The sequence below is a fragment of the Aeoliella fuhlenseeensis genome, from assembly GCF_052161615.1.
Classification (GTDB): domain Bacteria; phylum Planctomycetota; class Planctomycetia; order Pirellulales; family Lacipirellulaceae; genus Aeoliella.
The window spans coordinates 6,028,130-6,052,377 of record NZ_CP197417.1 but is presented as its reverse complement, the minus strand read 5'-3'; the positions used below and the strand labels follow the sequence as shown (position 1 = coordinate 6,052,377).

The window sequence follows — 24,248 nt, the reverse complement described above, 5'->3', positions numbered from 1 at the left end:
CACTCCCGCCTTCAGCAACGGGAGGTGGCGGAATTGGCGCAGCACGTTAACAGCCTCGATGGCGAAACGAGGAGGTTCGGTTGGGATATAGTGGGACCTGGAATGAATTCGCCAGAACTCGAATACTGCGGTCCTGACTGGCTAGTTCGCTTGGTGGGCAACGAACAGTATCTGCCAGGACTGTGGCACTTTCGAAAAGTGAACTTAACAACATTGCTTCCCGACTTAGTGAAAGCAGATGTCGATCAGCTCGTCCGCTGGCCGTATCTAAACCACGTCGTAATTCGGCCTGGATGTCCACTGTACGCTATCGAGAACTTAGCTGAGCTATCCCATCTCCACTCACTCACGATTGAAGGACTCGCCGATGCAGGCAACGACACTCGAGCCGAACAATCTAGAGATCCGAAATCCTTCCTTCGCGTTGACCAGCTCGATCAGCTTGCAGAACTTCCGATAGACCACCTTACCCTGTGGGACTCGAAGATCCTTGCGGAGGATGTCACTCGCTTACTGTCCGCGCAACCGACTATGCGGAAGCTGACGTTACGTGAGACAGCAATCAGCGCGGACGAGCTGGAAGCTCTACGCGCGGAGTTTCCCCAAATATCAATTGCCGCGGAGTGGTTTAGCGTAGAAGAATCAGAATTTCGACCAGTTCCGTCCGAGTGGCATCAACGTCACATTAACCAAGTGAGGCAAGAGCGCGCCGAGCCGGAGCCACCTCGCGTAAAGTTCAAGTACGACGAGCCCTAGCTCGTCAGCTTACCCTCGCGCAGCAAGACAACCCGTCGAAGGCTATTCCAAGCACCCATCGGGCTCGGAGAGCCCTCCTACAGGTTTTCGATTTCGCAGAGCGTTGCCGCTGCTATTCCTGCAGCCAGGCCCAGGCCTTGTCGGTGTCGCCGGCGTCGAAGTACTCGATCTTTGCCATCGTGAAGGGCTTGCAGACCATTGCCATGTACTTTTCCCACGTCGTTTCACCGACCAGGGCGACCTTTTCGATCTTCGTGCAGTGCGTGGTGGCGAACTTCGTGTCGTGCCACACGGCGTGCATGTCCCAGCCGTGGAAGTCGTGGAATTCGGCCAGCATGCGGACCTTGCCTTCCTTGGCGATCGCCTCGTCCACGCGCGGGACGAACGTCTTGTAGTCCTCGTCGTGCAACTTGCCCGACAGGCGGAAGGCTAGGATCTTTTCCGACGGCGAAGGGAGTTCCTCGATCATGGCGACCTCGTCCTGAACTGGGTGGGATGGCGTGCGGTTACGCTACGGGTGCGATTGCCACGGTTGCTGCCCCGCATTGTTACTGCTGAGCATCGATATCCGCGGGAGCATCCAGTCGCACCAGCAGCCAGTAGTCTACCTTATCCGGGCCGAAATGCACCATCACCGGTGCCTCGTCCTGAGTGAGGTTAAACAGGCCCGTCTCCACGACCACGTCGTCGCTTTCACCGATGCGGAAAGCCACGCGCTGCGTGTCCTTGTCCACTTGGCCAAGGATCGTTTGCGCTTCGTTGGTCGCCGTGTTGAACGCGGTACCACTGACAATGCCTTCGCGGTTCACGGCGATTTGCAGCACACGCGTTGGCTCCACTTCCTTCTCGCTGGTCGAGACAGCCCACGTGCCCAGCGGCATCCAGTCCGACTCTTCGGCGGCCTCCTCGTCGGTGGGTGGCGGGACCGTAGCAAGGTTCGCAGCGCTCGCGGCGAAGTCCTCGGCGGTGCCAACCTCTTGGCCATCGACGTACACCATGTTGTCCTGGTAGTAGACGTTACCACCTTGGCCATAGTCGTAGTACACGGGCTGCTGCCACGCGTAGGCGGGAGCTTGCCACGTGAACCAGTTGTTCAGCGTGGCGTAGGTCGGCACCGTCCACCAGTACGAGTACGGGTGGCGGTTAAAGCAATTGCCGTAATGCCAGCCACCGACGTTGTGGTAGTGGACGTTCCACCAATTGGTGGTGAACCAATTGTTGTTGTAGTGTCGCCAGTTGTGGCGAACGTTGTTGCCCCAGTAGTCCCACCGCGCACGGCGATTGGGATGATTGCCATACCAGTTGTTCCAACCCGGCCGATCGGGACGTGGCCAACGATCGTGGATGTCACCCGCTCCGGGTCGATTCGACCAACCAGGACGATTGTGAATGTGGTCGTTGTCCCACCATCCATTGCCAGGACGATCGGGGCGTCCGGGTCGGTTGCCATCGCCAGGGCGATTGGGGCGATTGCCACCCGCTCCAGGATCCCATGGACGGTTGGGACCGATCCAATCGGGGCGCTCGCCGGGTCGTCCGGGTCGGTCACCGCCGCCTGGGCGATCTCCACCACCGGGGCGACCGGGCCTATCTCCGTCCTGCCCACCGCCTCCGGGTCTGCCGGGCCGATCACCGTCTTGCCCACCGCCTCCGGGTCTGCCGGGGCGGTCTCCGTCTTGACCACCGCCCCCGGGGCGACCAGGGCGATCTCCGTCTTGGCCACCGCCGCCGGGTCTGCCAGGTCGATCTCCATCTTGGCCACCACCGCCGGGTCTGCCGGGGCGATTACCACCATCAATCACTCCAGGGAGTGTGGTTGGTCGGTCTGGGCGATTGATGCCCCCTTCGCCGCCGGGTCGTCCGGGCCGGTCACCATTTTGGCCGCCGCCACCGATGTTGCCGGGGCGAGTCGAGGGGCGTTGGATGCCGAGGAAGTCGTTAATGTCGCCGGTACTGGGACGTCCGCCGGGGCGATTTCCGGCTCCTGGACGATTGCCCGCTCCTGGGATGGCACCAGGCTGCCCAGGACGCGTCGAGGGAAGCGTGTTCCCCGCGCCGGGGCGGGTGCCAGGACGATTGCCACCCGCTCCAGGTAGGGAGCCGGGGCCTTGGTTGCCAATGTCCGGCCGCGTGCCACCAGCGCCCGGGCGAGTCGTGGGGCGATTGCCGCCGCCGATGTTGCCCGGAATTGTAGTGGGTCGGTCGGGTCGCGAGATGCCTTCGCCACCCGGACGTGTGCCAGCATCCGGACGCGTGTTACCACCGCCGGGGCGATTAATACTGCCAGGGAGCGTGGTCGGTCGCTGGCCGTAATTGGGACGGCTGCCGAGGTTTGGTGTGCTGCCGGGACGTCCCGTGTTGGGGCGACTCCCCGCTCCCATGTCGGGGCGCGTCGAGGGTCGGTCGATGCTGGGGCGCATGCTGCCACCGGCGTTACCACCGGGACGGCCCATCTCGGGACGCGAGTTTGGCATGCTGGGACGGTTCGCCATTTGTGGGGGGCGACCACCCGTTTGCGGCCGCGACACCTGCGGACGAGATTGAGGCATACCGCCGCGATTGCCACCGCCAAGGTTCGGGGCACTGGAGGGTCGACCTCCACCACCACGATTCATGGACGCGCCACCACCGCCTCCGCCGCCACGGTGCATAGCGGCGCCACCGCCACCTCCTCCACCACGACCACCGCCTCCTCCACCATGTCCACCGCCGCCATGCCCCCCGCCACCACCACGGATGGCTAGGGCATCGCCGACGACGAGGCTCCACGCAACCAGAGCAATGAATAAAGTTGTGCGTTTCATGTTAGCCTTCCTCGCCAGCAGCAGGCTGATCGGCAGTAACGCGAGTCATGCGGACCGGCGGCAGCGACGGCAGCGGTTCGCCCGCCACTTCGCGGCCAACGGTCTCGACTTCGAGTGTGTTGCTGTCAACCATTCGCACCACCTGCGTCGCCGAAGCGGTGCTGCCATCGGCCAGGGTCTGCGACAAACGCCCGGTCCACTCGCCAGCGGAGTGCGACCAAGTTCCTTCGCCAAACGAACCATCGGAGTTGAACGTCCACGAGCGAACGGTGCCCGCGCGGGGATCCCAGCCGATGACCTGCGTGCCTTGGGTCGAACCCTCTTCGTCGTCTACGGTGAACGCGCGGATCAAGAACGATTTGTTCGCGCCCCAGCGGAACGTCGTGTGGACGACGGGCCCTTCGCCCTGGTCTCGCCACTCGCCCACCAGCGGTTCGAGCGATGCGAGTTTCGTGTAAGTGTTCTCAAGCACCGGGGCGGCCGACTCGACGACTTTGCACAGCCGCCACTTTCCGCCATCCGACTTCAGCACGGCGTGGTAGGTCCCAATGATCGGCTCGACTCCGGGAAGCATCAACGTTGTCTGGCCATCGAGACACACGACGCCATCGACCACTTGCTGCATGGAGTCGACGGTGCCGGTGAGTTTCGCTCCGGTGTTCTGAGCAAAGTAGTCGGCGAAGTCGGCGAGAATCGCCTCGCGACCCTCGGCCCGCTCGCCGGTAACGTCGCTTTCCCAAGTAGCGTCTTCGCACCACAGCTCGGCAAGCTGCCCGGAGTCGCCTGAATTGAAGGCGAGCGTGTAGCTCTTGAAGAAGTCTGCGACGCCATCAGCATTAGACCCTCCAGCTTGCGGCGCGGCATCTTGAGCCAACACCAAAACGGGAACTGCTAGCAGAGCGGCGGCCGTAGCCATCACGCAAAGACGACGAGCGAGCATCGTAAGAGTCTCCTTAGATTCGAGCGCGTTCCTGCAAACCTACATGACGCGCGTAGTGCACCTCAGCGGCGCTTGCCCAAGTACGTCCGTGAGAAGCTACGTTCCGGTGAAAAGGTGGGGGCAAGACGCCCACGTGCCGAATTTTAGCACACGTCACCCGCGTGGCGAGAGAATTTCGGGTGAAGGAGGAAAAACCCTAAAAAACAAGGCGTCGCAAGCGGAAGTGCTTGCAACGCCTCGTGTAAGGTTCTTGTCTTGCGACAAATGGCACTCAGCGTCTAGCCGAATGCTATCGAAGAGCTTACTTGCCCTTCTTGCCCTTCGCGGGGGCCTTGGCCGGAGTCTTGCCGGCAGGCTGGGCTTTGGTGCTCTTGGCTGGCTTAGCTTGACCCTTGGTGCTCGATTGAGCCATGGTAGTGATCTCCCACTAACCTTTTTCCCGGCAGTACGGCGACCGACCACGGCCGCTTCTAGTCCTGTCCTGCACGGTTGGGGCGGATGTTAGTGAGGGGGCGATATTGGGGCAAGAGCGATTTCCCAGCGAATGACCAATGACGAATTTCCAATGACCAATGGAGGACGAGCATTGGTCATTGGGTACTTCGTGATTGGTCATTTCCTACCAATCTGACTCAGAATCGTTGGGTCCGTAATCTTCGTGTCCTCGGCGAGCATCATGGCCTTCGACAGGATCACGGCAAGACGCTGGTCGCCCTCGAAGGGGAGGAACACCTTGTCGCCGCCCCCTTCGCCACGGCCGGGGACGATGCATAGGTACTGGTCGTTGGGCTCCATCAAGATGTTCGACGAGCCGAGATGGATTTTGTAAGTGCGACGCTCGCCGCGAACGACCAAGAACTTGTCGTCGAACGCGCAGCGGTCGGCGATCTTGAGCCGAGGCACGAGTCGCTGGAGAATCTCGCGCCGCGTCTGAGCCGTGGCGGTGAGGTCGCCGAAGGATACCTCGTTCCAGTAGTTACGATATCGCCCCTCAGGTCCGCCGTCGTTCCAGTTAGGATCGTTGCCTACGCTAGCAACTCCGACGAACAAATCGACGTCGCGGAGGATTTCGGAGAGGACGAGGGGTGGGATTTGGTCGAGGGGGATGGGATCGTTGACGTTGTTCGTCCCAGGGCCTGCTGCCCTTGAACCATAGCCGCCACCACCCGCGTGAGCTGAGTTAGCCGCCGCGTCGAGTGTGTAGAAACGGACTTGGTCGGTGGATAGATAAAGGTACGTTCCCGACTCGTTGGTATCGGTGCCGAATCCATCGCCCACACCCTCGACCCAGAACTCGGCCCGCAAGTTCCACTCCTGCAGTTCGATACTGGTCGGTGGATAGTCGGCGTCGACCATCAATCGTAGCTGGTTCGACCAGCCCCGCACGCCGCACAGCGCGTTGTACTGGTGCTGCTTGATGACGTGCGACGCGTAGCGGTTCGAGTAGACGCGTGTGTTCCGCTCGGCGTCGGTGAGCAAGTAGATTTCACGGTGGGCTTGTTTAAACGGCTGTTTGATCTGGCGATCTTCAAAGTACCGCCGCCACGCCAATAGGTCAGCTTCGTCGTGTCCGATCGGATGCCAGAGCGAAACGATCGCTGAATCAGGATCAATCTCCACTTCGTTACCCGCGGCGTCCACCAGTTTGCCGTCGAGCCAAGTGGCCGCAACTTTTTGCTTATGTTCGCCTTGATCGAACTGCCAGATGAGCCGCCGTGCGAGCGTACCGACCAGTGGATGGTCGAGGTACCGCTCGCGCCAAGTGTCGTACGCCCAGGTCTTTTGCTTAAGATGCAGCAGGTCGATCCGATCGCGCAGAGCGGGGAGCATCTTCTCGATGTCCTTGGCGGCCGCCTTGAGCTCCTTCAGGTCGTCGGCGAAATGGTCTTTGACCGACTTGGGCACCGACTTTTGCGGCTTGCCATCGGGTTTGAGCCAACGCAGTTCGGTGCTCGAGGTACCCGTCACTACTAGCTCGGCAATGAAGTCGCCTAGTGGCTCGACTCGCTTCCCTACTTCGTCCAGTCCATAAGTGGGGACGGCCATTTCCTCGATTTCGTCGCGAGGTAGGCCGGACTCAGCGGCCGCCTTGTCCAAGGCTTTCTCGATCGCCTTCAGAGTAGTCTTGAAGGTTACCCGTGCTTTGAGGCGTGCCAGTTGGCCAAGGGCGTTAATCCTAATCTCTTCGTCCTTCGACGAAGCCAATTCACCTAACGCCCAAACGCACGCGTTGGCGACTTTCACGGCCCGCGGGCCCACGCCAGGTACCTTTTTGATGCAGGTGGCAAGCAGTTCGGAAACGACGCGTGGTGTATTGGCGTCCGCCACGGCGACCATCGCCCAAACCAAACCGCGTAGCACCGTGGCGTTTCCGTCATTGAACGTGTCAGCGGCGCCGCGCGAATCGCCGACGTAGCCACCCAGTACCTTAAAAGACCTACCTGCCGGTACCTTCGCAAACCAGCTAGCTAGCCGATCTCGCAACTCCTCGGAACCGATTGCGTCGACCAGCGGCTTCAACTCCTTCAGCCATTTACCGGACGGTTTTGAAGCGGTAGCCGAGAAAGCCAATCGATACAACTGGAGCCACAGCGCGCAAGCCGCTTCGTCCATCGTCGACAAGTCGCGGTGAACGCGGTCGGCCCAGTGCTCGCCGGGAACCAACACCAGAGTCGCGTCGCCATCGATCAGTTGGCTGAGTCGCTTGGCAACTTCGGGAAGCGCGCCCACGGGCGGTGTATCGATCGCTTGGCTTCGAAGGCGATGGATAACCCATCGTTCGCCGTCTGATGGCGGCTCGGCACCAACATAAGACTCGGCGCCTTGGGCTACAGAGCTATCGACTCGGCTGCGGTAGCCAACAATTGTGCTTCGGTAGAGCAGCCAATCGAATGCCTGCTCTCGGCTGAACGAAGTCTCTAGCTCGTCCAGATGATCAACGATGTTCTGTAACGGGAGTCGATACGCAAAGTACTCGGCATTCGCGCCATCACCCATCAGGTAGAGATCCACCACCCGCTCGTAGACAGCTAAACGCAAGTTTGCCAAATCCAAGCCTAGAGATACGAGAGCCTCAATCGCCTGTCTCTCTCGGGCTTTGCAAAGCTCTTCAGCACGCTTTCGTGCTTGTGGATCTCGTTCAAGATAGGAAGCCTGACGCTCGGCGAACGCGTGCTGAAACGCGTGTATCGTATTGACCAGCTCGATGTGCTCGGCCGCCAGCGGCGAATCGATATAACGGGCGAAAGGATCGTCTTCGGCTACAACCTTTTCATTGTTTCGCTCTGCCAGTACACCTAGGCGAATCTTGAGGTCGACCAGGATGTCCGGTGATCCGACAAAGGCCGGAGACGGGATTTCACCGAGTATTCGAATACTGCTTTTGCCGGGCTCTTGAAGTAGCGAATCGAGCTTCGCGGCCACGTCTGATGACCGCGCATGCGGATTGCGGCAATACTCGGAAAGTGTTTGAAGCCAGTCACGAAGCTCACCTTCGATCTTGTGGTTCTTCGCGTAGAACTCGACCTGCTTTTGAACGCCAGCGGGTGGTACGCCCATGTAATCCGAACATTCTCGCTCTACGCAGACTCGCGTCAGATAGGTCAAGTCCTCTGCAGTTAGAGGTAACTTCCGTCGCAACAGCGACGACAGTGCTTCTCGGATGCCAACCAGCATCGCTGATGGAGCGATTCTTTCGCCAGTCGCGCTCAAATGGTAATAGCCGCCTTGGTCCCCGTCCGCCTTTCGCAGGGCATCCTCTTCCGACTGCCAGTGCTCGACTTGTTCGGCGAGTGCAAGCACGCAGCGACGATTCCAGGCAGCGTCCTTCTCCAAAAGCCGTGGGCCATCCGCAAGAGTCGGAATCTCGGGTACCGGCCAGCGTCCCCTTCCACGGGCGTACTCGTCCACCACCGAGCAGCAGACTTTTTGGGCTTCTACATCGCTGGCTTTCGAATAGTCGAATGCGACCACTTGATAGGACGTCTCTTTGCTAGCCATGAATCGTCTACCCTCCCACCAACGGCACCAGCTTCAGAAAACTCACCGTCGTCCCCGGCGCTATGGTGACACGCTCTTCCAGCGTCTCGGCTTGCCGGTCGTTCACTAGCACGAGGATGCGGCTTTGTTCGAAGGCCTGGATGGCCATGTCGAACTGCCGTTGCCAGTCAATCGCTCGCGCGGTCTTTAGCTTGTAGCCGTTCAAGGTCTGCTCGGCGTCCGTTGGCTGGACCAGTCCGCGAAACACCGGCTGCTGGGCCATCTTCAGATTGAAGTCCTGCACCTCTTGGTACACCCGCTCGCGAATCAGTTCGCGGATGGTGATCTCCTCGGTCAGAAACTCCAGCACGATCGGCTCGCCCCGATCGCCGGTCGTCGATTCGTCGTACACTTCGAGCGCAACGGGCATGGTGGATACCTCCGTGGAAAAGTGGATGCCCCCGATTATCTCGCCGGTCGAGCGCCGGATCAATCACCGGAAAACCAGGAAGAGAAGAGCCCCGCGAATGACGGGGATGTTCGCGAATAGAAGAGGGAAGAGAGAACAGGAGCAAACGGAGGGAACGGAGGAAGATAGACGGAGAAGAAAAAAGAGATTGGGAACAGAAGGGAACGAAGAGAACGAAGAAAATAAAAGGATAAGGACTTCGGAGATATAAGAGAGGTACGGGATGAAGGAAGGCGTCTATCTGTTCTTTCTTTGTTTCCTTCGTTCCCTTCTGTTCAATGAACCCCCGTCCTATCTCTGTTCTCTCCGTTTCCTCCTGTTCCATCTTTTCTCCAACGGCTCCCGAATTCTTGCGAATCCGGCTACATTCCATCCATTCGCGAACATCGGCGTCATTCACGGGCCGTCCTGCACTGGGGGCTCGCGGGGCTCGTCCCCAGCCACCCGGAGGCTACTCCTTTAGCTGAAACAACCGTCGCAGCGCGTTGATCAAGCTACCATGGTCTTCGGTTTGGGCTTCGTCGCGGAGCGACTGCATCGGTGGGTGGAGAAGTTTATTCACCAGGCGGTCGGCGAAGCGGGTGATCTCGTCTCTCGACTTCGGGTCGACCTCGCCCAGCTTATTCATCAGCCGCGCGAGCTCGGCCTGTTTCACCACTTCCCATTCGTCGCGAAGCTGTGTGATCAATGGCGAACTCGATTGTAGGCGGGAGTCGGTGACGAAACGCAGTGTCTCTTCGCCGATGATACGCTCGGCACGCGGGAGTTCTCGCTGGCGGCTCTTGCGATTCTGCTCGCACGCGGCGGCCAGATCGTCGATCGAGTAAAGGTAGGTGCCGAGTTCGTCGCCGATGGTCGGCTCGAAGTCGCGGGGCATAGCGAGGTCCAGGATAAACAGCGGCCGCTGCGCGCGGTCTTCGGCGATCTGTTGGCGGTAGTAATCGAGGGTGACAATCGGATGGCCTGCCGCGGTGGTCGAGATCACCAGGTCCGCCCGCACCAGTTCGCGATGCAGATCGGCCCACTGCGCGGCAGTGGCTTGCCACTCGGTGGCGAGCTTCTGCGCGCGAAGCGGGTCGCGGTTGAGGATGGTAAACCGGCGCGCCCCCGCGTCGCGGAGGTACCGCAGCGTCTCGTCGGCCATCTCGCCAGCGCCGATTACCAGCACGTGCTTGTCGTCGAATCGCTCGAAGATGCGGCTCGCAAAGTCGGCGATGGCGACGCTCGGAATGCTCACGCGATGGCGATGGAGCGAAGTCTCGCTAGTGACTCGTCGTGCCACTCGCAGCGCGGCTTGGAAGCAGCCATGCATGTGCGGGCCGGCCGAGCCGAGCTTGCAGGCGAGTTCGTAGGCTTGTTTTACTTGCGCGAGAATCTGTGGCTCGCCCACCACCATGCTGTCGAGGCTCGCGGCGACGCGGAACAAGTGTTCGATCACCGCCTGGCCGTCGAGTGACACCAGCCCACCGGCGATTTCGTCGAGCGGGATCGAATGCCACCCGGCTAGGTACTCGGCCAGCGCAAGATCGGTCGGACCGGGGCCTTCGTCGGTCGTCGCTGCGTAGAGTTCCGTGCGGTTGCAGGTCGATAACAGCACCGCCTCGACGCCCGGATGCGACTCACGCCACGCCGCTAGAGCATCAGCCGCCTGGTCGGGCGTGAACGCCAACCGCTCGCGAATCGCGATGCCCGCCTGATGATGCGAACATCCCACCATGCGAAGGTTCATGAAGGTACCTCCGCGTCTTGTCCCCTCTCCCTCGTTTCGTTCGCACCATCGAGTTCCGACTTTTCAGCGGTACTCTCGCGAACGAAATGGGGGAGAGGGTTAGGGTGAGGGGGAAATCCCTCGGAGTGCATTCCGACGAGGCGTAGCTCGTCGGCTATTTGGGTGCTTGCTTGTCGCGGAGCTTCATCTCGGGTCGATGCGTTTCGACCACGCCCATGGTTCTCGGTGATCGTGAACGCGATTAGCGTGATCACCAAAAATCCGAACGACGCGAGCGTGAGGTACGCCACTTTGCGGCCACCCCGCGCCGAGGGATACACCAGGCGAAACATCTCGGCGACCACCAGCCACACCAGCATCACGAGGAGCGTGATCACCACAGGATCGGAATGCAGGCGGTAATCCGAATCGCCCACGTGCTGCATGCGACTCAGCACCACGCCGGTGAAGAAGCCACCAGAGACCAAAAGCGCCGAGAGGCCAAGTGACCTGCTATTCGTGCGCTCAAGCCATTCGAGGCTCGGCAAACGGAATTGGGGCGATGGCGGCAGTTTCTGTTTCAGCCGGTAGCTTTGGATCAAGTACATCAGCCCCGCGATGAAGCCGACGCACACCGTCACCGTGGCGAGCGTCATGAGCGCGCCGTGCAGCCCGCTCCAGAACTGCGACGCGCGGTCGTGCGAGAAACGCTCGTGGCTCGAGAGTTCTGCGAAGCCGATCGTGGAGAGCACCAGGGGCAGCACGAAAAGTCCCATAGCCGTCTGTGGCGCGGAGAACGCGACCCACAAGTAGAACGCCGCGAGCACCCAGGCGACCACGAGGTACCAGCTTTCGGGACTGCTGAGAATCGCGAGGTCGGCCGTCGAGTTCGTGGCGAGAAAGATCGTGTGCGCGACGAGCCCCGCCATCGCCATCACCACCATCGCCACCCGGTGCCACCCAAACCGCACCCACAGCCCCGCGATCTCGAGCACGAGCGCGACGAAGTAAGAGGCGGCGAAGCAGAAGACGGTGATGCCGGACATAGCTGGATGATGAACTCAATTGTGGGAGGCCTCTCCGAGGCCGATTTTCCGAGCGGGGCATCGGGCTCTCCAGAGCCCTCCTACAGGAGTGACTGGTTATTCCCCCAGCCCGTAGTCTTTGATTTTCTTGTGCAGAGTGTTTCGATTAATCCCCAACCGACTCGCCGCTTTGATCTGCACCCCTTGGCATTGATCGAGTACCTGGGCGATCACTTCGCGTTCCACGCGGTCGACGATGCGGCTGTGGAGGTCTTCGGCCGAGTCGTCGGCGTGCGAGAGGCCTTCGAGCACCAAGTGCTGGGCGAGCGATTCGAAGTCGAGCTTGGGCAGCGACGTGGGGCTCGACATCGTTGGGTCGGCCTCGCCACGCACCACGCGGGGCAGTACGTCCGGCGTCAGCTCGTCGCCGGTCGCCATCACCACGGCATGCTCGATGATGTTCTGCAGCTCGCGGACGTTGCCCGGCCAGTCGTAGGCTTGCAGGGCCTCCATCGCGGCGGGGTGGATGTGCGTGACGTAGCGGTCGTTTCCCTCGTTGTAGATGTTGAGGAAGTGACCCACGAGCGCGGGAATATCATCGCGGCGATCCCGCAGCGGCGGCAGATGGATCGGCACCACGTTCAAACGGTAATAAAGGTCCTCGCGGAACGTGCCGTTGGTTGCCATCTCCAGCAGGTTGCGATTGCTGGCCGAGACGATGCGAGTGTCAACGCGAATCGTCGTATCGCCACCCACGCGCTCGAATTCCCGCTCTTGCAACACGCGAAGCAGCTTCACCTGCAACAGCGGCGTCGTGCTGTTGATCTCGTCGAGGAAAATGGTCCCCGTATCCGCGCTTTGAAACCGCCCGGCACGATCCGAAACCGCCCCGGTGAACGAGCCCTTCACGTGACCGAAGAGTTCGCTTTCGAGCAAACTCTCAGACAGCGCGCCACAGTTGACGCGAACGAACGGACGAGCCCGGCGATCAGACAGCGTGTGGACCGCCTTGGCGACAAGTTCCTTACCGGTACCCGTCTCGCCGAGTAGCAACACCGACGCCTTCGACCTCGCGACCTGGCGCGTGATGCGATACACCTCCAACATTGCCGGGCTCGAGCCAATAATGCCCGGCAAAGGAGAGAGTGCGTCGTGTTGTCCGTTGGTGAGCGACATGAGGTAGTTGCAGTTACTCGATAGTCGACGCTTCTAGATGAATGACCAATGACGAATTAACAATGACCAATGAGGGACGCTCGCGAGTGTTTTGGTCATTGGTCATTGGGTACTTGGACATTGTTCACTTTCCCTTTGCCCGCCTCGATCGTATCGAGCAGGCTGCCGAAGACTTGTTGTGATTCGGGGGTGTCCGTTTCGCTGGCGTTGTAGAGGTGGTACTGGCGGACGATTTCGTCGGAGCTCAAAGTCAGTCCGAACTGCTTGACGCTCTCGGCGAACGCCTTGGCTGCGGCTTGACGCGCGGCGAGGTCGAGAGCTGGGGCGCTAGCGTAGCTCAGCAGCGTCACTTGGCTGTCGTGCGTACCGAGCTTGGCGAGCACCTCCCAGTTCGCTTCGCCTACGGCGGCGGGGCGGACGTTTTGTGTCACCAAGTCGCTCACGGCTCGCAGGCGATAGAAGTCGCGATCGCCGGCTAGCAGTGTGTTCATGATCGTCATCGCCGACTCGGCCTGGGCGAGGCGCTCTTCGACAGTGGGCCAGCTCACTGGAAGCTGAGCTAGCGCATCTTCGGCGAGTTGTACGGTATCGGCTGCCGAGTGAGGACGGGGGAACGACATCACGCCCTGGTGCTCGCGGGCAATCGTCTCGGCCGTGTGCCACTGCTCTTCGCGGGCGAACAGCGCGATCGGCACCAATCCACTCCCGGCTTGCCGGCGAAGTTGGAACACGGTGTCGCGGACCGCCGGCTTGCCGATCGCCATGTCGATGAGGACCAGCTCGACGTCGGCGTGTTCGCCGGCCTGCTTGACGGCGTCGCCGCCGGTCGATGCGACGAGTGCGTCAAAGCCCGCGGACGACAGATTGCCACCCCACGTGGTTGCGGCATCAATCCGCGGAGCGGCAACCACGACTTGCCGTTTGCCCGACGCCGTGGCCAAGCCGACAATCGCATCGCGAACTTTGCTGGCTCCAGGGAAAGGTTTCGCCGGGTTGATCGCCGCAATGGCTTCGAGCGCGGCGATGCGAACCGAGGGATGTGGGTGCTCTAGTGCCTTTGCCGTTGGCGAAGGCAAACCATCGCTCGTAAACAATACCGCCGGATCCCGCCGCTCGGCGATCACTTTGAGCGCGAGCGTTGCCGAGGCAACTTGGTTTTCTCGGAGGGCGTCAGTAAGGAGGCGATCAAGCTGATCGGCGGAAAGGTGGCTCAAGTCGGGCCACTGCGTGGCGGCTAAGATGAGTTCCGTGGCTTCAATCGACAGTCGGAGGGCTTTCGACTCGATACTTGGAATGCCTGGCTTCAAGGAAGCAAGTTGCTTCGCCAACTCGGCGGCGTACAAGGTGTTGGCGTCGCCGACTCTCAGCACGTGCGGCACTGGTTTGTACCCTTTCTCACTCCACACCCAGTAGGTTACCGTCCCATCGACATTCGGCTCGAACACCGGCGCCCCTCCTTCGAGCGTCTTCAGCGTTCGCTCCAAAAGCCCCGTCGCCGATTCAACACTCGGAACCTGTCCGGTGAACGATTCGTACGCCCTGCCGACTGAACCACCGCGAAGGGCGGGCACGGCGAGCAGCGGCGCGGCTTCGCCCGTGCCGAGCGCGCGGAGCAACTCAGCGGCTTCGGCGACGAGCTTCGGGTCGCTTGCACCCAGCGTGGCGAGCAGTGGTCGTTCGGCGAGTGGACCCAAACGCACCAGAGCCGCGCGAGCACCTTGTTTCGCGGCGTCGGAGGTGTCGGGCTTCGCGAGCAGTTGAATCAGTGGAACCACCGCCGGCTCCCCTGCCCCGGCGAGCCTCGCGACCGCCTTCTGGCGATCGAGTTCGACGTTGCTCCCAAGTTGCGTCAGCAATTCGGCAATCGCGTCGTCGCTGGTCGAGGCGGCACTCGCTGCGGCGAGCGCCGACTGGACGAACTCCGCCGCTTCGGGGCCGGCGTCAGGGATGCGGCTCAATTGAATGAGTGCCGCCGCGCCGAAGTCGCTCACGAGCTTCGCTTTCGCCGCGTCGTCGAGCCCGAGCGCGACAAGGTCGCGAACGTCGTTCGCGGCGAGTGCTGGCTCACCCAAGTTCAATAGATTCATCGCCCCGCGGACGTAATCGCCCGGCGTGGTGCGTGGCATCGCAAGCGACGCGCGAATCGCAGGGTTCTGCAGCGCCGTCGGACTCGCCACGGCGCGCGGGATTGGCTCTGCGACAAGCGGTTCTTGCGCGAATGCCGAGCTCGCGCAAAGCAGCAGCGCCACCAAGGCGAGCCGGGAGCGTAAGCGACCGGAGCAGGAAGTGCTAAGCGTAACGAACTCCGGGCGCTGACGCTTCCGGCTCGCCGTATTTGAAGATTGAATCATCGAAAGCACGTCGTTGGTGTCAGGTTAATCGCTGCTTCCATGCTTCCACTTGCTCGGCCACCAACGCGGGGTTGGTGGAGCCGAGGCTCTTGAACGCTTCGACCGCCCGGCGGACGCCCAAGACTTCGTACACGTTGTCATCTAGCAGTTCGTGCGCGGCGGTGAACTCCGCCAGATCCAAGTCCGCCAGCCGGCAATTCTTCTTCATGGCCGTGCCGACCAACTTGCCGATCAGCTCGTGGGCGGTCCGCTGTGGGACGCCCGCGGTGATCAAGTATTCCATCAGCGTCGTGGCGTCGAGATACCCGCGGTCGATGCCCGCCGCGATGTTCTCGCGCTGTAGCTCGGCCCCCGCGACCATCGGCGTGGCGAGTTCCAAGCACGCCGCCACGGTGTCGAAGGAGTCGAACACTCGCTCTTTGTCTTCTTGTAGGTCGCGGTTGTAGGCCAACGGCAAACCCTTCACCAGCGTGATCAACGCCTGCAGGTTGCCGACCACTCGGGCCGTCTTGCCGCGGATCAGCTCGACGCCGTCAGGGTTCTTCTTCTGCGGCATGATCGACGAGCCGGTGCAGAACGCGTCGGGCAGCTTGAGGAACCCGAACTCCGTGGTGCACCACAAAATCCATTCCTCGGCCCAGCCCGACAAGTGCAGCGAGATCTGCGTCAGGACGAATCCAAACTCCAGCGCGAAGTCGCGGTCGCTCGACGAGTCGAGGCTGTTGGCCACGACGCCTTCGAACTCCAGCTCGTCCGCCACCATCTGGCGATTGATCGGTATCGTGGTCCCCGCGAGCGCGGCGGTGCCGAGCGGCAGTTGATTCACCCGGCGGCGGCAGTCGGCCAGCCGCTGGCGGTCGCGTTCCAGTTTCTCGACGTACGCCAGCCAGTAGTGGGCCGCCAGCACCGGTTGGGCCCGCTGCATGTGCGTGTAGCCCGGCAAGATCACCCCTTCGTCGAGCGTCGCGCGATGCACGAACGCCCGCTGGAGGTTCTTGGCCAGGTGGTCGAGATGGTCGATGGCGTCGCGAATCCAGAGCCGGAAGTCGGTCGACACCTGATCGTTGCGGCTGCGACCCGTGTGGAGCTTGCGGCCGACGTCGCCGATTCGCTCGGTCAGCACCCGCTCGATGTTCATGTGGACGTCTTCGAGCGACGTGCGGAACGCGAACTGCCCGGCGGCGATCTCCTCGCCAATCGTCGCTAGACCCTCAACGATTTGGTCGCGCTCTTCGCCGGTCAGCACCCCGACGGCAGCCAGCATGCGGGCGTGGGCGATCGAGCCACGGATGTCCTGCGCGTACAGCCGGTGATCGAAGCTGACGCTTTCGCTGAACTTTTCAAGCAACTGGTCGGTCGGCTGCTCGAAAGCACCGCCCCAGGGTTTGTCCGACATGGCACCGAGGCAAATCGTGAGGCAGGAATGGATGGAGGGGGCCACGTGGGCCAACTCCTTTATACTAAACGGGTTACGCGCGAAGGTCAACGCACCGCGGTCGCAGGCCGCCTAGTTTTTAGGCATGGATTCACGCCAAAAACGCCGAGAATCGCAGCTCCGGCAGCCCCATCCCGCACCTCCCGCACAATCGGACTCCGCGCCGCCGGACTCGCCAGTGTTCGAGGTGACTTCGGGAAGACTTGGCCCGCGAATGGCGCGAATGGTCGCGAATAAGAAAGGAGGCAAGAAGAGTAACAGGAGGAAACGGAGGGAACGGAGGAAGATGAACGGAGAAGAAGAGAATTGGAACAGAAGGGAACGAAGAGAACGAGATGAGCAGAGAACTTGGAGATTTAAGAAAGGGAGATTTAAGAAAGATAGGAGACGAATGATAGCGTCCATCTTTTCTTTCTTTGTTTCCTTCGTTCTCTTCTGTTAATAGTCCTTCCGTCTCTGTTCTCTCCGTTTCCTCCTGTTCTCCACTCTTCCCATTCGCGCCGATTCGCGCAATTCGCGGGCCTCCGAGAGTTGTTCGTTTCCGCGACGAATCTTAGACTGATCTTTTGCCTCGGGATGCAGGCAAGTGCCGGATGTCGTCGGGAGATTGCAGGGATGCCACTGGCAACGCGATTGGAGCACGTGTTTTCTTCGGCCGTACGGCAGAAGGGCGAGAGCTACGCCCGGAATCGCGTGTCGCTGATCCCGATCAAACGCTCGCAGCCTCACGTGATCGAGGCCAAGGTCAACGGAAGCTATGGGTCTAAGTACCACGTGTCGGTGAGGTGGGAGCCTCGGACTGGTGCGATTGCTGGCCAATGTACCTGCCCCTATTTCGAAGAGGGAAGCTTCTGCAAGCACCTGTGGGCAACCATCCTCAGGGCCGACCAGCATGACCTCACGCCCAATTTGCCCGGCACCGGTCGGTTGGAACTGGCCTACGTCGAACCCGTTGGCGAGGAGTACGAAGAAGCGTATTACGACGAGTACTCCGACGACTTTGAAGAAGAGCTCGACACGTCGCGCGTAACAACTTCTTTTAAACAGACATCTGCGAAGAAGGCTACGGCGAGCTGGGAAGCCGAACTGCACGCCATCGGCAAACCGCCCGACCCGCCGAAGTTCGACGACGTGCTCTCCGGGCGGCAGCACCGCGTGTTCTACATCGTCGACATGGTTCGTAGCGCCGACTCGGGCGAGCTAGCCGTCGAGCTCTTCGAGCAAGTGACGCTCAAAAGTGGTGAGTGGGGTAAGCTCAAGTCGCTCACCGCCAATCGACACTCCCTCGACCTTTTCGGGCCCGACGACCGCGAAGTACTCGGCCTGGTACTCGGCAATCGCCTCAACTCCGGCGGCGGTTACTACGGCCACACGAGTTACGACTCAATGTTCTGTTCCGAGGTACGGATCAGCGAGGCGATGGCCGGCCTGATCCTGCCAAAGATGGCGGCGACGGGCCGGCTAGGTTGGGAGATGGGGCACCCACAGGGCGGCGACGCCACGCAGGCGCTCGTGTGGGACTCTGGTCCACGGTGGCAGCCTCGCATTCGCATCGAAGCCGACGACAAGAAGCAGCAGTGGACACTCGCCGGCGAACTCACGCGAACCACCGCGGCCGGCGAGTTCGAAGTCCTCCCCCTGCCGGCACCCGTGCTGGTGCTCGCGAGTGGCGTCGTGATGCAGCAAGATCGCATTGGGCTCGTCGATGCGTCGTGCGACTTCCGTTGGCTGACACTACTAAGAAAACATGAATCGATCGTGGTGCCCTACGCCGAGCGGGCAAAGCTGCTTGCCGCCCTTAGCCATAGCCCACAGCCGATCGACGTGCTCTGGCCAGCAGGTTACGAGCCGAAGGTCATTTCCACAAAGCCGATTGGCTGCCTACGAGTCCACCCCGCACCCGACGCGTCGAAAGTGCCTGATTGGCAGCGCCGCGGCCTGAACGACTTATTCGCCGACGCCCACTTCAAGTACGGCGACACCCTGGTGCCGATCGACTCGATGGCCGCACGCATTGTGGACCCAGGAGGCGAGCAGCTCATTGAGCGCGATCGTGAAGCCGAAGCCAAGCTGCTCAACCATCTTCGCGAGCTCAAGCTCTCGAAGCGCGACCACTACGGCTACCAGGACACCCGCCCCGGCACCCTGCAATTCGTGGCGAAGAAGCTACCGACAGTGGTGAGCGAGCTGGTCGCACGCGGCTGGGAGGTTGAAGCCGAGGGGCATCGCGTGCGGTCGGCGAGTGCGTTTCGCATGAACGTTTCGAGTGGCGTGGATTGGTTCGACCTCGACACACAAATCGACTTCGGCGACACCCAGGCGTCGCTCCCCGCACTGCTCGCGGCGATCAAAGCCGGCGAGAACTACGTGACGCTCGGCGATGGCAGCCGCGGCATGCTCCCCCAAGAGTGGCTCGCCCGTTACGCACCGCTCGCCGAGATGGGGAAGGTCGAAGGAGATCGGCTGCGGTTCAAGCTATCGCAGGCCATGCTGCTCGACGCGATGCTCGCGGCTCGCGAAGGAGACGCGGCGATCCAGCTCGATCGGCAGTTCGCGACGTTCCGCAATCGCCTGCGAAACTTCGAGGGCATCACACCGGCCAAACCACCTCGCGGCTTCCGCGGCGAACTGCGCCCTTACCAAGAGCAAGGGCTCGGCTGGCTCAAGTTTCTACAGAGCCTGTCGCTCGGCGGTTGTTTGGCGGACGACATGGGGCTCGGCAAAACCGTGCAGGTGCTCGCGCTGTTGCTCGGCAGAAGGCAACGCCGCGCGAAGGGCGAAGAGCATCGCCCCTCGCTGGTCGTCGCCCCCAAGAGCCTGGTGTTCAACTGGCAGGCCGAGGCCGAGCGATTCGCGCCCACGCTGAACGTCCTCAACCACACCGGCCTCGCCCGCGATGTCGAGCAGCTCGGCGACTTCGACCTCGTCCTCACCACCTACGGCACGTTGCGGCGTGACATCGAACAACTCAGCAAGCAGCCGTTCGACTACGCGATCCTCGACGAAGCCCAGGCGATCAAGAACCACACGTCTCTCTCGGCCAAGGCATGTCGGCTGCTCGACGCCCGGCATCGACTCACCCTCACCGGCACGCCCATCGAGAATCGCCTCGACGAGTTGTGGTCGCAGTTCGAGTTCCTCAACCCCGGCATGCTGGGCCGTTCCACCACGCTCACCAACCTATCGAAGCAAGCGAGTTCGTCCGAATCGAACGAACAACACCAAGCTTTGAACTCGCTGCGAAAAGGTCTCGCACCCTTCATGCTCCGCCGCACGAAGAAGCAAGTGCTCAAGGACCTGCCCGACAAGAGCGAGCAAACGCTGTACTGCGAGCTACTGCCCAAGGACCGTAAGAAGTACGACGAACTGCGAGCCTATTACCGCGACTCGCTGCTCCAGCGGATCGATCAGTCGGGCATGGACAAATCGCGGATGCACGTGCTCGAGGCGCTGCTGCGTCTCCGCCAAGCCGCGTGTCATCCCGGTTTGATCGACAGCAAGCTCGCGAGCCGGCCGAGCGCGAAGGTCGACCTCTTGGTCGAGCAACTCACCGAAGTCGTGTCCGAAGGGCACAAGGCGCTGGTGTTCTCGCAGTTCACGTCGCTGCTGGCGATCGTCCGCGACCGGCTCGACACCGCCGGCATTCGCTACGAGTACCTCGATGGCCGGACGCGCAAGCGGCAAGACCGTGTCGAGCGATTCCAGAATGACGCGCGCTGCTCGGCGTTTCTCATCAGCCTCAAAGCGGGTGGCACGGGGCTCAACCTCACCGCGGCCGACTACGTGTTCCTGCTCGACCCCTGGTGGAACCCCGCGGTGGAAGCCCAGGCCATCGACCGCGCCCACCGCATTGGCCAAACCCGCTCGGTATTCGCCTACCGCCTGATCGCCCGCGACACGGTGGAAGAAAAAGTGCTGGAGCTGCAACAACGCAAACGCCACCTCGCCGACGCAATCCTCGAACAAAACTCCGCGAGCCTCGCAGGACTAACGACCGAAGACCTGCAACTGCTCCTGAGCTGAAACGTCGTAGCCGGAGTCGCCAGAATTCGTGCCCCGAGACTAAGACGTGAACAGAAGGGAACGAAGAGAACGAAGGAGGATTTTGACCCGCGAATGGCGCTAATGTTCGCGAATAGAGAAGGAAGAGAACAGGAGGAAACGGAGGGAACAGAGAGAAGAAATGAATCAGGAGCATTCCACGAAGTGGAATCACGTCAGAGCGAAGCGCACCCTGGAAGCGTTTTGAACAGAAGGTAACGAAGACAACGAAGGAAGAGCACCGAGAGCAACAAAAGTACTACTTTCTTCCCTTCTTCGTTTCATTCGTTCCCTTCTGTTAATCCTTCTTCCCATCTCTGTTCCCTCCGTTTCCTCCTGTTCTTCTTCTCTTATCTATTTGCGGGCAACAGAATTCCTTAAAGCGTCGCCATCTCGACGTTCCGCAGCGTTCCGCCGTAGTACTCCTTGTACTTCACCTTGCGCTCTAAATCGCGAATCACCGCTTCGGTGAAGTCGACGCCCGTGTGGTTCTTGGCGCTACCGAGCCCGCCGGGGGTGAAGACGTTGATCTCCATCAGTTTGTCGTCCACGATGTCGAGGCCCACCAGGAACATGCCGTCGCGGACCAGCTTCGGACGGACCATCTCGACCAGCTCCAGCATCTTCGGCGTCACCTCGGCTTCGACGCTCTTGCCACCCGAGTGCATGTTGCTGCGCGCGTCGCCCGTCTCGTTCACGCGGCGGAACGCAGCGTACTGGCCATTGTGCCACAGCGGCCGGCCATTCATCACGAACAACCGCACGTCGCCATCCACCGCAGCGGGCAGGTACTCCTGCGCGATGCAGTAACCGTCCCGCGTTACGGCCTCGATCATCTGGTTGAGGTTCGCCTTCTCGTCCTCCCCCACCAAGAACACACTCTGCCCTCCCGATCCTTGCAGCGGCTTGATCACTGTCTTATCGCCTTGCTCGGTGATGAACTTCTTGATCTCCTCCGCGTCGCGGCTGATGCAGGTTTTCGGCCGCACTTGCTCGGGGAAGTGCTGGAAGTACGTTTTGTTGAGCGCGTTGGCGAGGTTCACCGGGTCGTTGAGCACCAGCACGCCCCGCGACGCCGCGAGCTGCCCAAACAGAATGCCCGACGTCTGGGCCCATGGCCGTTCGACCGCGTCATCCGACGGGTCGTTCCGCAGCAACAGAACATCCAGGTCGTCAACTTTAATGCGCACCGATTCCGCCTCGCTCGATTGCATCTCGTCGAGAAACGCCTCGAGCGACTCGTAGCTATTCCCGTGCACTTCTCGCGCGTGCGCGTGGATCGAACCATCGGGCTCGTAGATAAAGTCGCCGACCCCCAACAGATAGATCTTGTGACCCATGTTGGTGGCGGTCATGGCGAGTCGCGTCGTGGTGAACGCCGCTTGCTCGCTCTTCACGCTGTTCACAACAAATCCGAGTTTCATGACGAATGCTCAACCAGTTCGAGAATTGTTAGCCGGCGAGTCGCTTCGAGGCGCTCGCGGAGTTGTGGTTCTTCTAAATAACGCGGCATCGTTCGCGGTGCTTTGACGATGTCGCGGCTTCGTAAGTCTTGGATCCAGCGAACATGCCCCAAAGCAATCTTGCCGACGTACAGCGGCGCGATATCGTGCCCCTCGGCCAAGTACGCCAGCAACCGATCGAGCCCGCGGAGGTACATCGCGTCCTTCGTGAGGCCGCCGCCGCGATACGCCCGCAGCGTCGTAACGAACGACTGCCTAGCATCGAAACCGCACGTTTGATGCAGGTGCTCGAACGTCTCGACAAACGCCCGCCCCTCGACCCGCATCGCCACGGCAATCACACGCCCGGCGAGATTGCGCAGCCGATTCGAGTTCAGTCCCCTCGACAAATGCTCGGCGAGCACCGCCAGGCCTTCCTGCAGTTCTTCGTAACCCGCCAGTCCCGCGTAAAGCTGACGAAACGGTTGCGAACGGCCGTTGTAATAGGTCACCAGGTGCGTGCCGACCTCGTGATTGAGCAGCGGTTCGACGCGCGACTCGCGAAGCGACAGCGTCGGCGACACCAGCAGCTTGCCCCGCGACACCATCAAGCCCGCCGCGATCTGGTCGCACATCTCGACCCTCGCCTTGAACTCGGGCATCTGCTGGTGGTAGTAGTCGATGTGCTCGCGAGCCCGCTCGGCGATCTTTTCCGCCGGAACCAGTTCCTCTTCGTCCTCCATCGGCTCGACTTCCGGGAATCGCTCGAGGATGCTCCGTGCCAAACTCACCAGCGCAACGTCGGGTGGCGCGTAAAGATGGCGGCTCGACGACAGGAAGCCCCGCGTATTCAGCTCGCGGAGCGCCGACAGTTGCCAATCGAGTTCCACTTGCTTCTGGCGGAATAACTGCGCGAGCACGGTGTCTTCAATGCGCTCGACTTCAATCGCGAACAGTTGCCGCTTGAGTTGATGCGGGTCGTACGGCAACGGTCGGTAGTAGAACATCGGCTCAGAGCGATAGCCACTCTCGGCAAAATCGCTCCACGCTTGCTCGGTATTGATCGGAGTGACTTGCAGCACAAAGTCGAACGCGTCCGACACTTCACACAACTGCTGATCCACCAACCGCGCAGCCCGCACCATCGAGGTCGGCCCGTACGATTGATACGCCACGGTCGGTCGTTCGCCTTCGCCACCCCCCACGCCACCAAACTGCGCCACCGTCTTTCGAACCGCCTGGGCGAACTGCGAGCGAAGCCGCTGAAGCACCCGCGGATACAGCGTGCCGGTTGCCCGGTCGCTGTAGACCGGCTGCACCGCGATGCCAAGCGTCACCCACTGTCCGTCGTGATCGTCGCCCGTATCGAACATGGCGGGCAGATCGCTCGGCGTCGGTGCGCGGGGCTCTGTAATCTTCACTTCCGCCGCGAGTCCCTCGAGCTTCACCTCGCGCAGCGCCTCGGCCAGCACTTCGGCCATCGCCGAAGCCGCACTTCCTGGCGGCGCCACTACTTCGAACCCCGGCTTGAGCGCCGGTCCGCCGTACGGCCACGCCTCGTGCGCCCAGATCTCGATCACCAGGAACTTTCCGAAGTGCTCGGTGAGCATCTCGCGAACCATCGTCACTAGCCGCGTGATGCCAGCTTCGTGCAGCGGATCGCCCGATGCCATCAGGTACGACGCCTCGCTGGTCACTAGCTCTCGCGTCCCGGGATCCTTCCGCTCCACCGGCTCGCGATGAACACACAGGAATGGCAACTGCCGATCAATCCGCACCCGCCCACCGTCGGGCAAGTTCCGCCGCACGCGCAAGTTCTTCCCCACCCGCTCCGCGACCACCTGCGTGACCGTGCGGTAAATCTTCTCAATCGCGTTGGCTTTCGTGTTGCTCATGATTTAGTTGTAGCCGGAATCGCAAAAGTTCGGGCCATGCTCGTAAGGAGTGAACAGGAGGAAACGGAGAGAACAGAGGAAGGAAGAGTTATTAACAGAAGGAAACGAAGGAAACGAAGAAAAAGTCACAAGCTCCCACTTCCAATTCAATAGCCGGGCCGCCACGCGGACCGCGAACCTAACAACTCTCCATTCCGATTCCCAGCGTGCGCTTCGGCTCGTTTATCT

At 61.2% G+C, this 24,248-nt stretch carries 14 protein-coding genes; 2 read left to right on the top strand and 12 right to left on the bottom strand.

Annotated elements, in window-relative coordinates; genetic code table 11:
- The first annotated feature begins 102 nt into the window (after positions 1-102).
- Positions 103-756, top strand: a complete 654-nt coding sequence (locus SH292x_RS23695; RefSeq protein ID WP_442483503.1) for a hypothetical protein — start codon at positions 103-105, stop codon at positions 754-756.
- Between the two features lie 112 nt (positions 757-868).
- Here the strand turns inward: SH292x_RS23695 and SH292x_RS23690 are convergent, their stop codons facing one another.
- From SH292x_RS23690 to argH, 10 genes are all read right to left on the bottom strand, one after another.
- Entirely contained in the window at positions 869-1,225 is a 357-nt protein-coding gene (locus tag SH292x_RS23690) for an STAS/SEC14 domain-containing protein (RefSeq protein ID WP_442483502.1), read from the bottom strand.
- Between the two features lie 79 nt (positions 1,226-1,304).
- Complete coding sequence (locus tag SH292x_RS23685) at positions 1,305-3,560, bottom strand: mu-protocadherin- cell-suface protein (RefSeq protein WP_442483501.1); 2,256 nt, start codon at positions 3,558-3,560, stop codon at positions 1,305-1,307.
- A 1-nt stretch (position 3,561) separates the two neighbouring features.
- Entirely contained in the window at positions 3,562-4,500 is a 939-nt protein-coding gene (locus SH292x_RS23680; RefSeq protein ID WP_442483500.1) for a YybH family protein, read from the bottom strand.
- Positions 4,501-5,112: 612 nt separating this feature from the next.
- Complete coding sequence (locus tag SH292x_RS23675) at positions 5,113-8,499, bottom strand: DUF4132 domain-containing protein (RefSeq protein ID WP_442483499.1); 3,387 nt, start codon at positions 8,497-8,499, stop codon at positions 5,113-5,115.
- 7 nt (positions 8,500-8,506) lie between these two features.
- Positions 8,507-8,908, bottom strand: a complete 402-nt coding sequence (locus SH292x_RS23670) for a hypothetical protein (protein ID WP_442483498.1) — start codon at positions 8,906-8,908, stop codon at positions 8,507-8,509.
- Positions 8,909-9,398: 490 nt separating this feature from the next.
- Positions 9,399-10,676 carry a glutamyl-tRNA reductase gene (gene hemA, locus SH292x_RS23665; RefSeq protein ID WP_442483497.1) on the bottom strand — a complete coding sequence of 426 codons (1,278 nt, stop codon included), beginning with the start codon at positions 10,674-10,676 and terminating at the stop codon, positions 9,399-9,401.
- Entirely contained in the window at positions 10,673-11,701 is a 1,029-nt protein-coding gene (locus SH292x_RS23660) for a hypothetical protein (protein WP_442483496.1), read from the bottom strand. Before SH292x_RS23660 ends, hemA begins: the two co-directional genes overlap by 4 nt.
- A gap of 96 nt (positions 11,702-11,797) precedes the next feature.
- Positions 11,798-12,856: a sigma-54 interaction domain-containing protein gene (locus SH292x_RS23655; RefSeq protein WP_442483495.1), complete on the bottom strand. Its 1,059-nt coding sequence runs from the start codon at positions 12,854-12,856 to the stop codon at positions 11,798-11,800.
- A 95-nt stretch (positions 12,857-12,951) separates the two neighbouring features.
- The gene (locus SH292x_RS23650) at positions 12,952-15,207 is read right to left on the bottom strand and encodes a HEAT repeat domain-containing protein (protein WP_442483494.1); all 2,256 of its coding nucleotides are present in this window, start codon (positions 15,205-15,207) and stop codon (positions 12,952-12,954) included.
- 19 nt (positions 15,208-15,226) lie between these two features.
- Positions 15,227-16,603 (bottom strand): argininosuccinate lyase, encoded by a 1,377-nt coding sequence (argH, locus tag SH292x_RS23645; protein WP_442485883.1) that lies wholly within the window; start codon positions 16,601-16,603, stop codon positions 15,227-15,229.
- 654 nt (positions 16,604-17,257) lie between these two features.
- Between argH and SH292x_RS23640 the strand changes: the two genes are divergently transcribed.
- The gene (locus SH292x_RS23640) at positions 17,258-20,665 is read left to right on the top strand and encodes a DEAD/DEAH box helicase (protein WP_442483493.1); all 3,408 of its coding nucleotides are present in this window, start codon (positions 17,258-17,260) and stop codon (positions 20,663-20,665) included.
- Between the two features lie 395 nt (positions 20,666-21,060).
- Here SH292x_RS23640 and SH292x_RS23635 read toward each other — a convergent pair whose 3' ends face one another.
- A complete protein-coding gene (locus SH292x_RS23635) occupies positions 21,061-22,107 on the bottom strand; it encodes a glutathione synthetase (RefSeq protein WP_442483492.1) in 1,047 nt (348 codons plus the stop codon).
- Positions 22,104-24,020: a flavohemoglobin expression-modulating QEGLA motif protein gene (locus SH292x_RS23630; protein ID WP_442483491.1), complete on the bottom strand. Its 1,917-nt coding sequence runs from the start codon at positions 24,018-24,020 to the stop codon at positions 22,104-22,106. The genes SH292x_RS23635 and SH292x_RS23630 overlap by 4 nt, the downstream gene beginning before the upstream one ends.
- Positions 24,021-24,248: the final 228 nt, after the last annotated feature.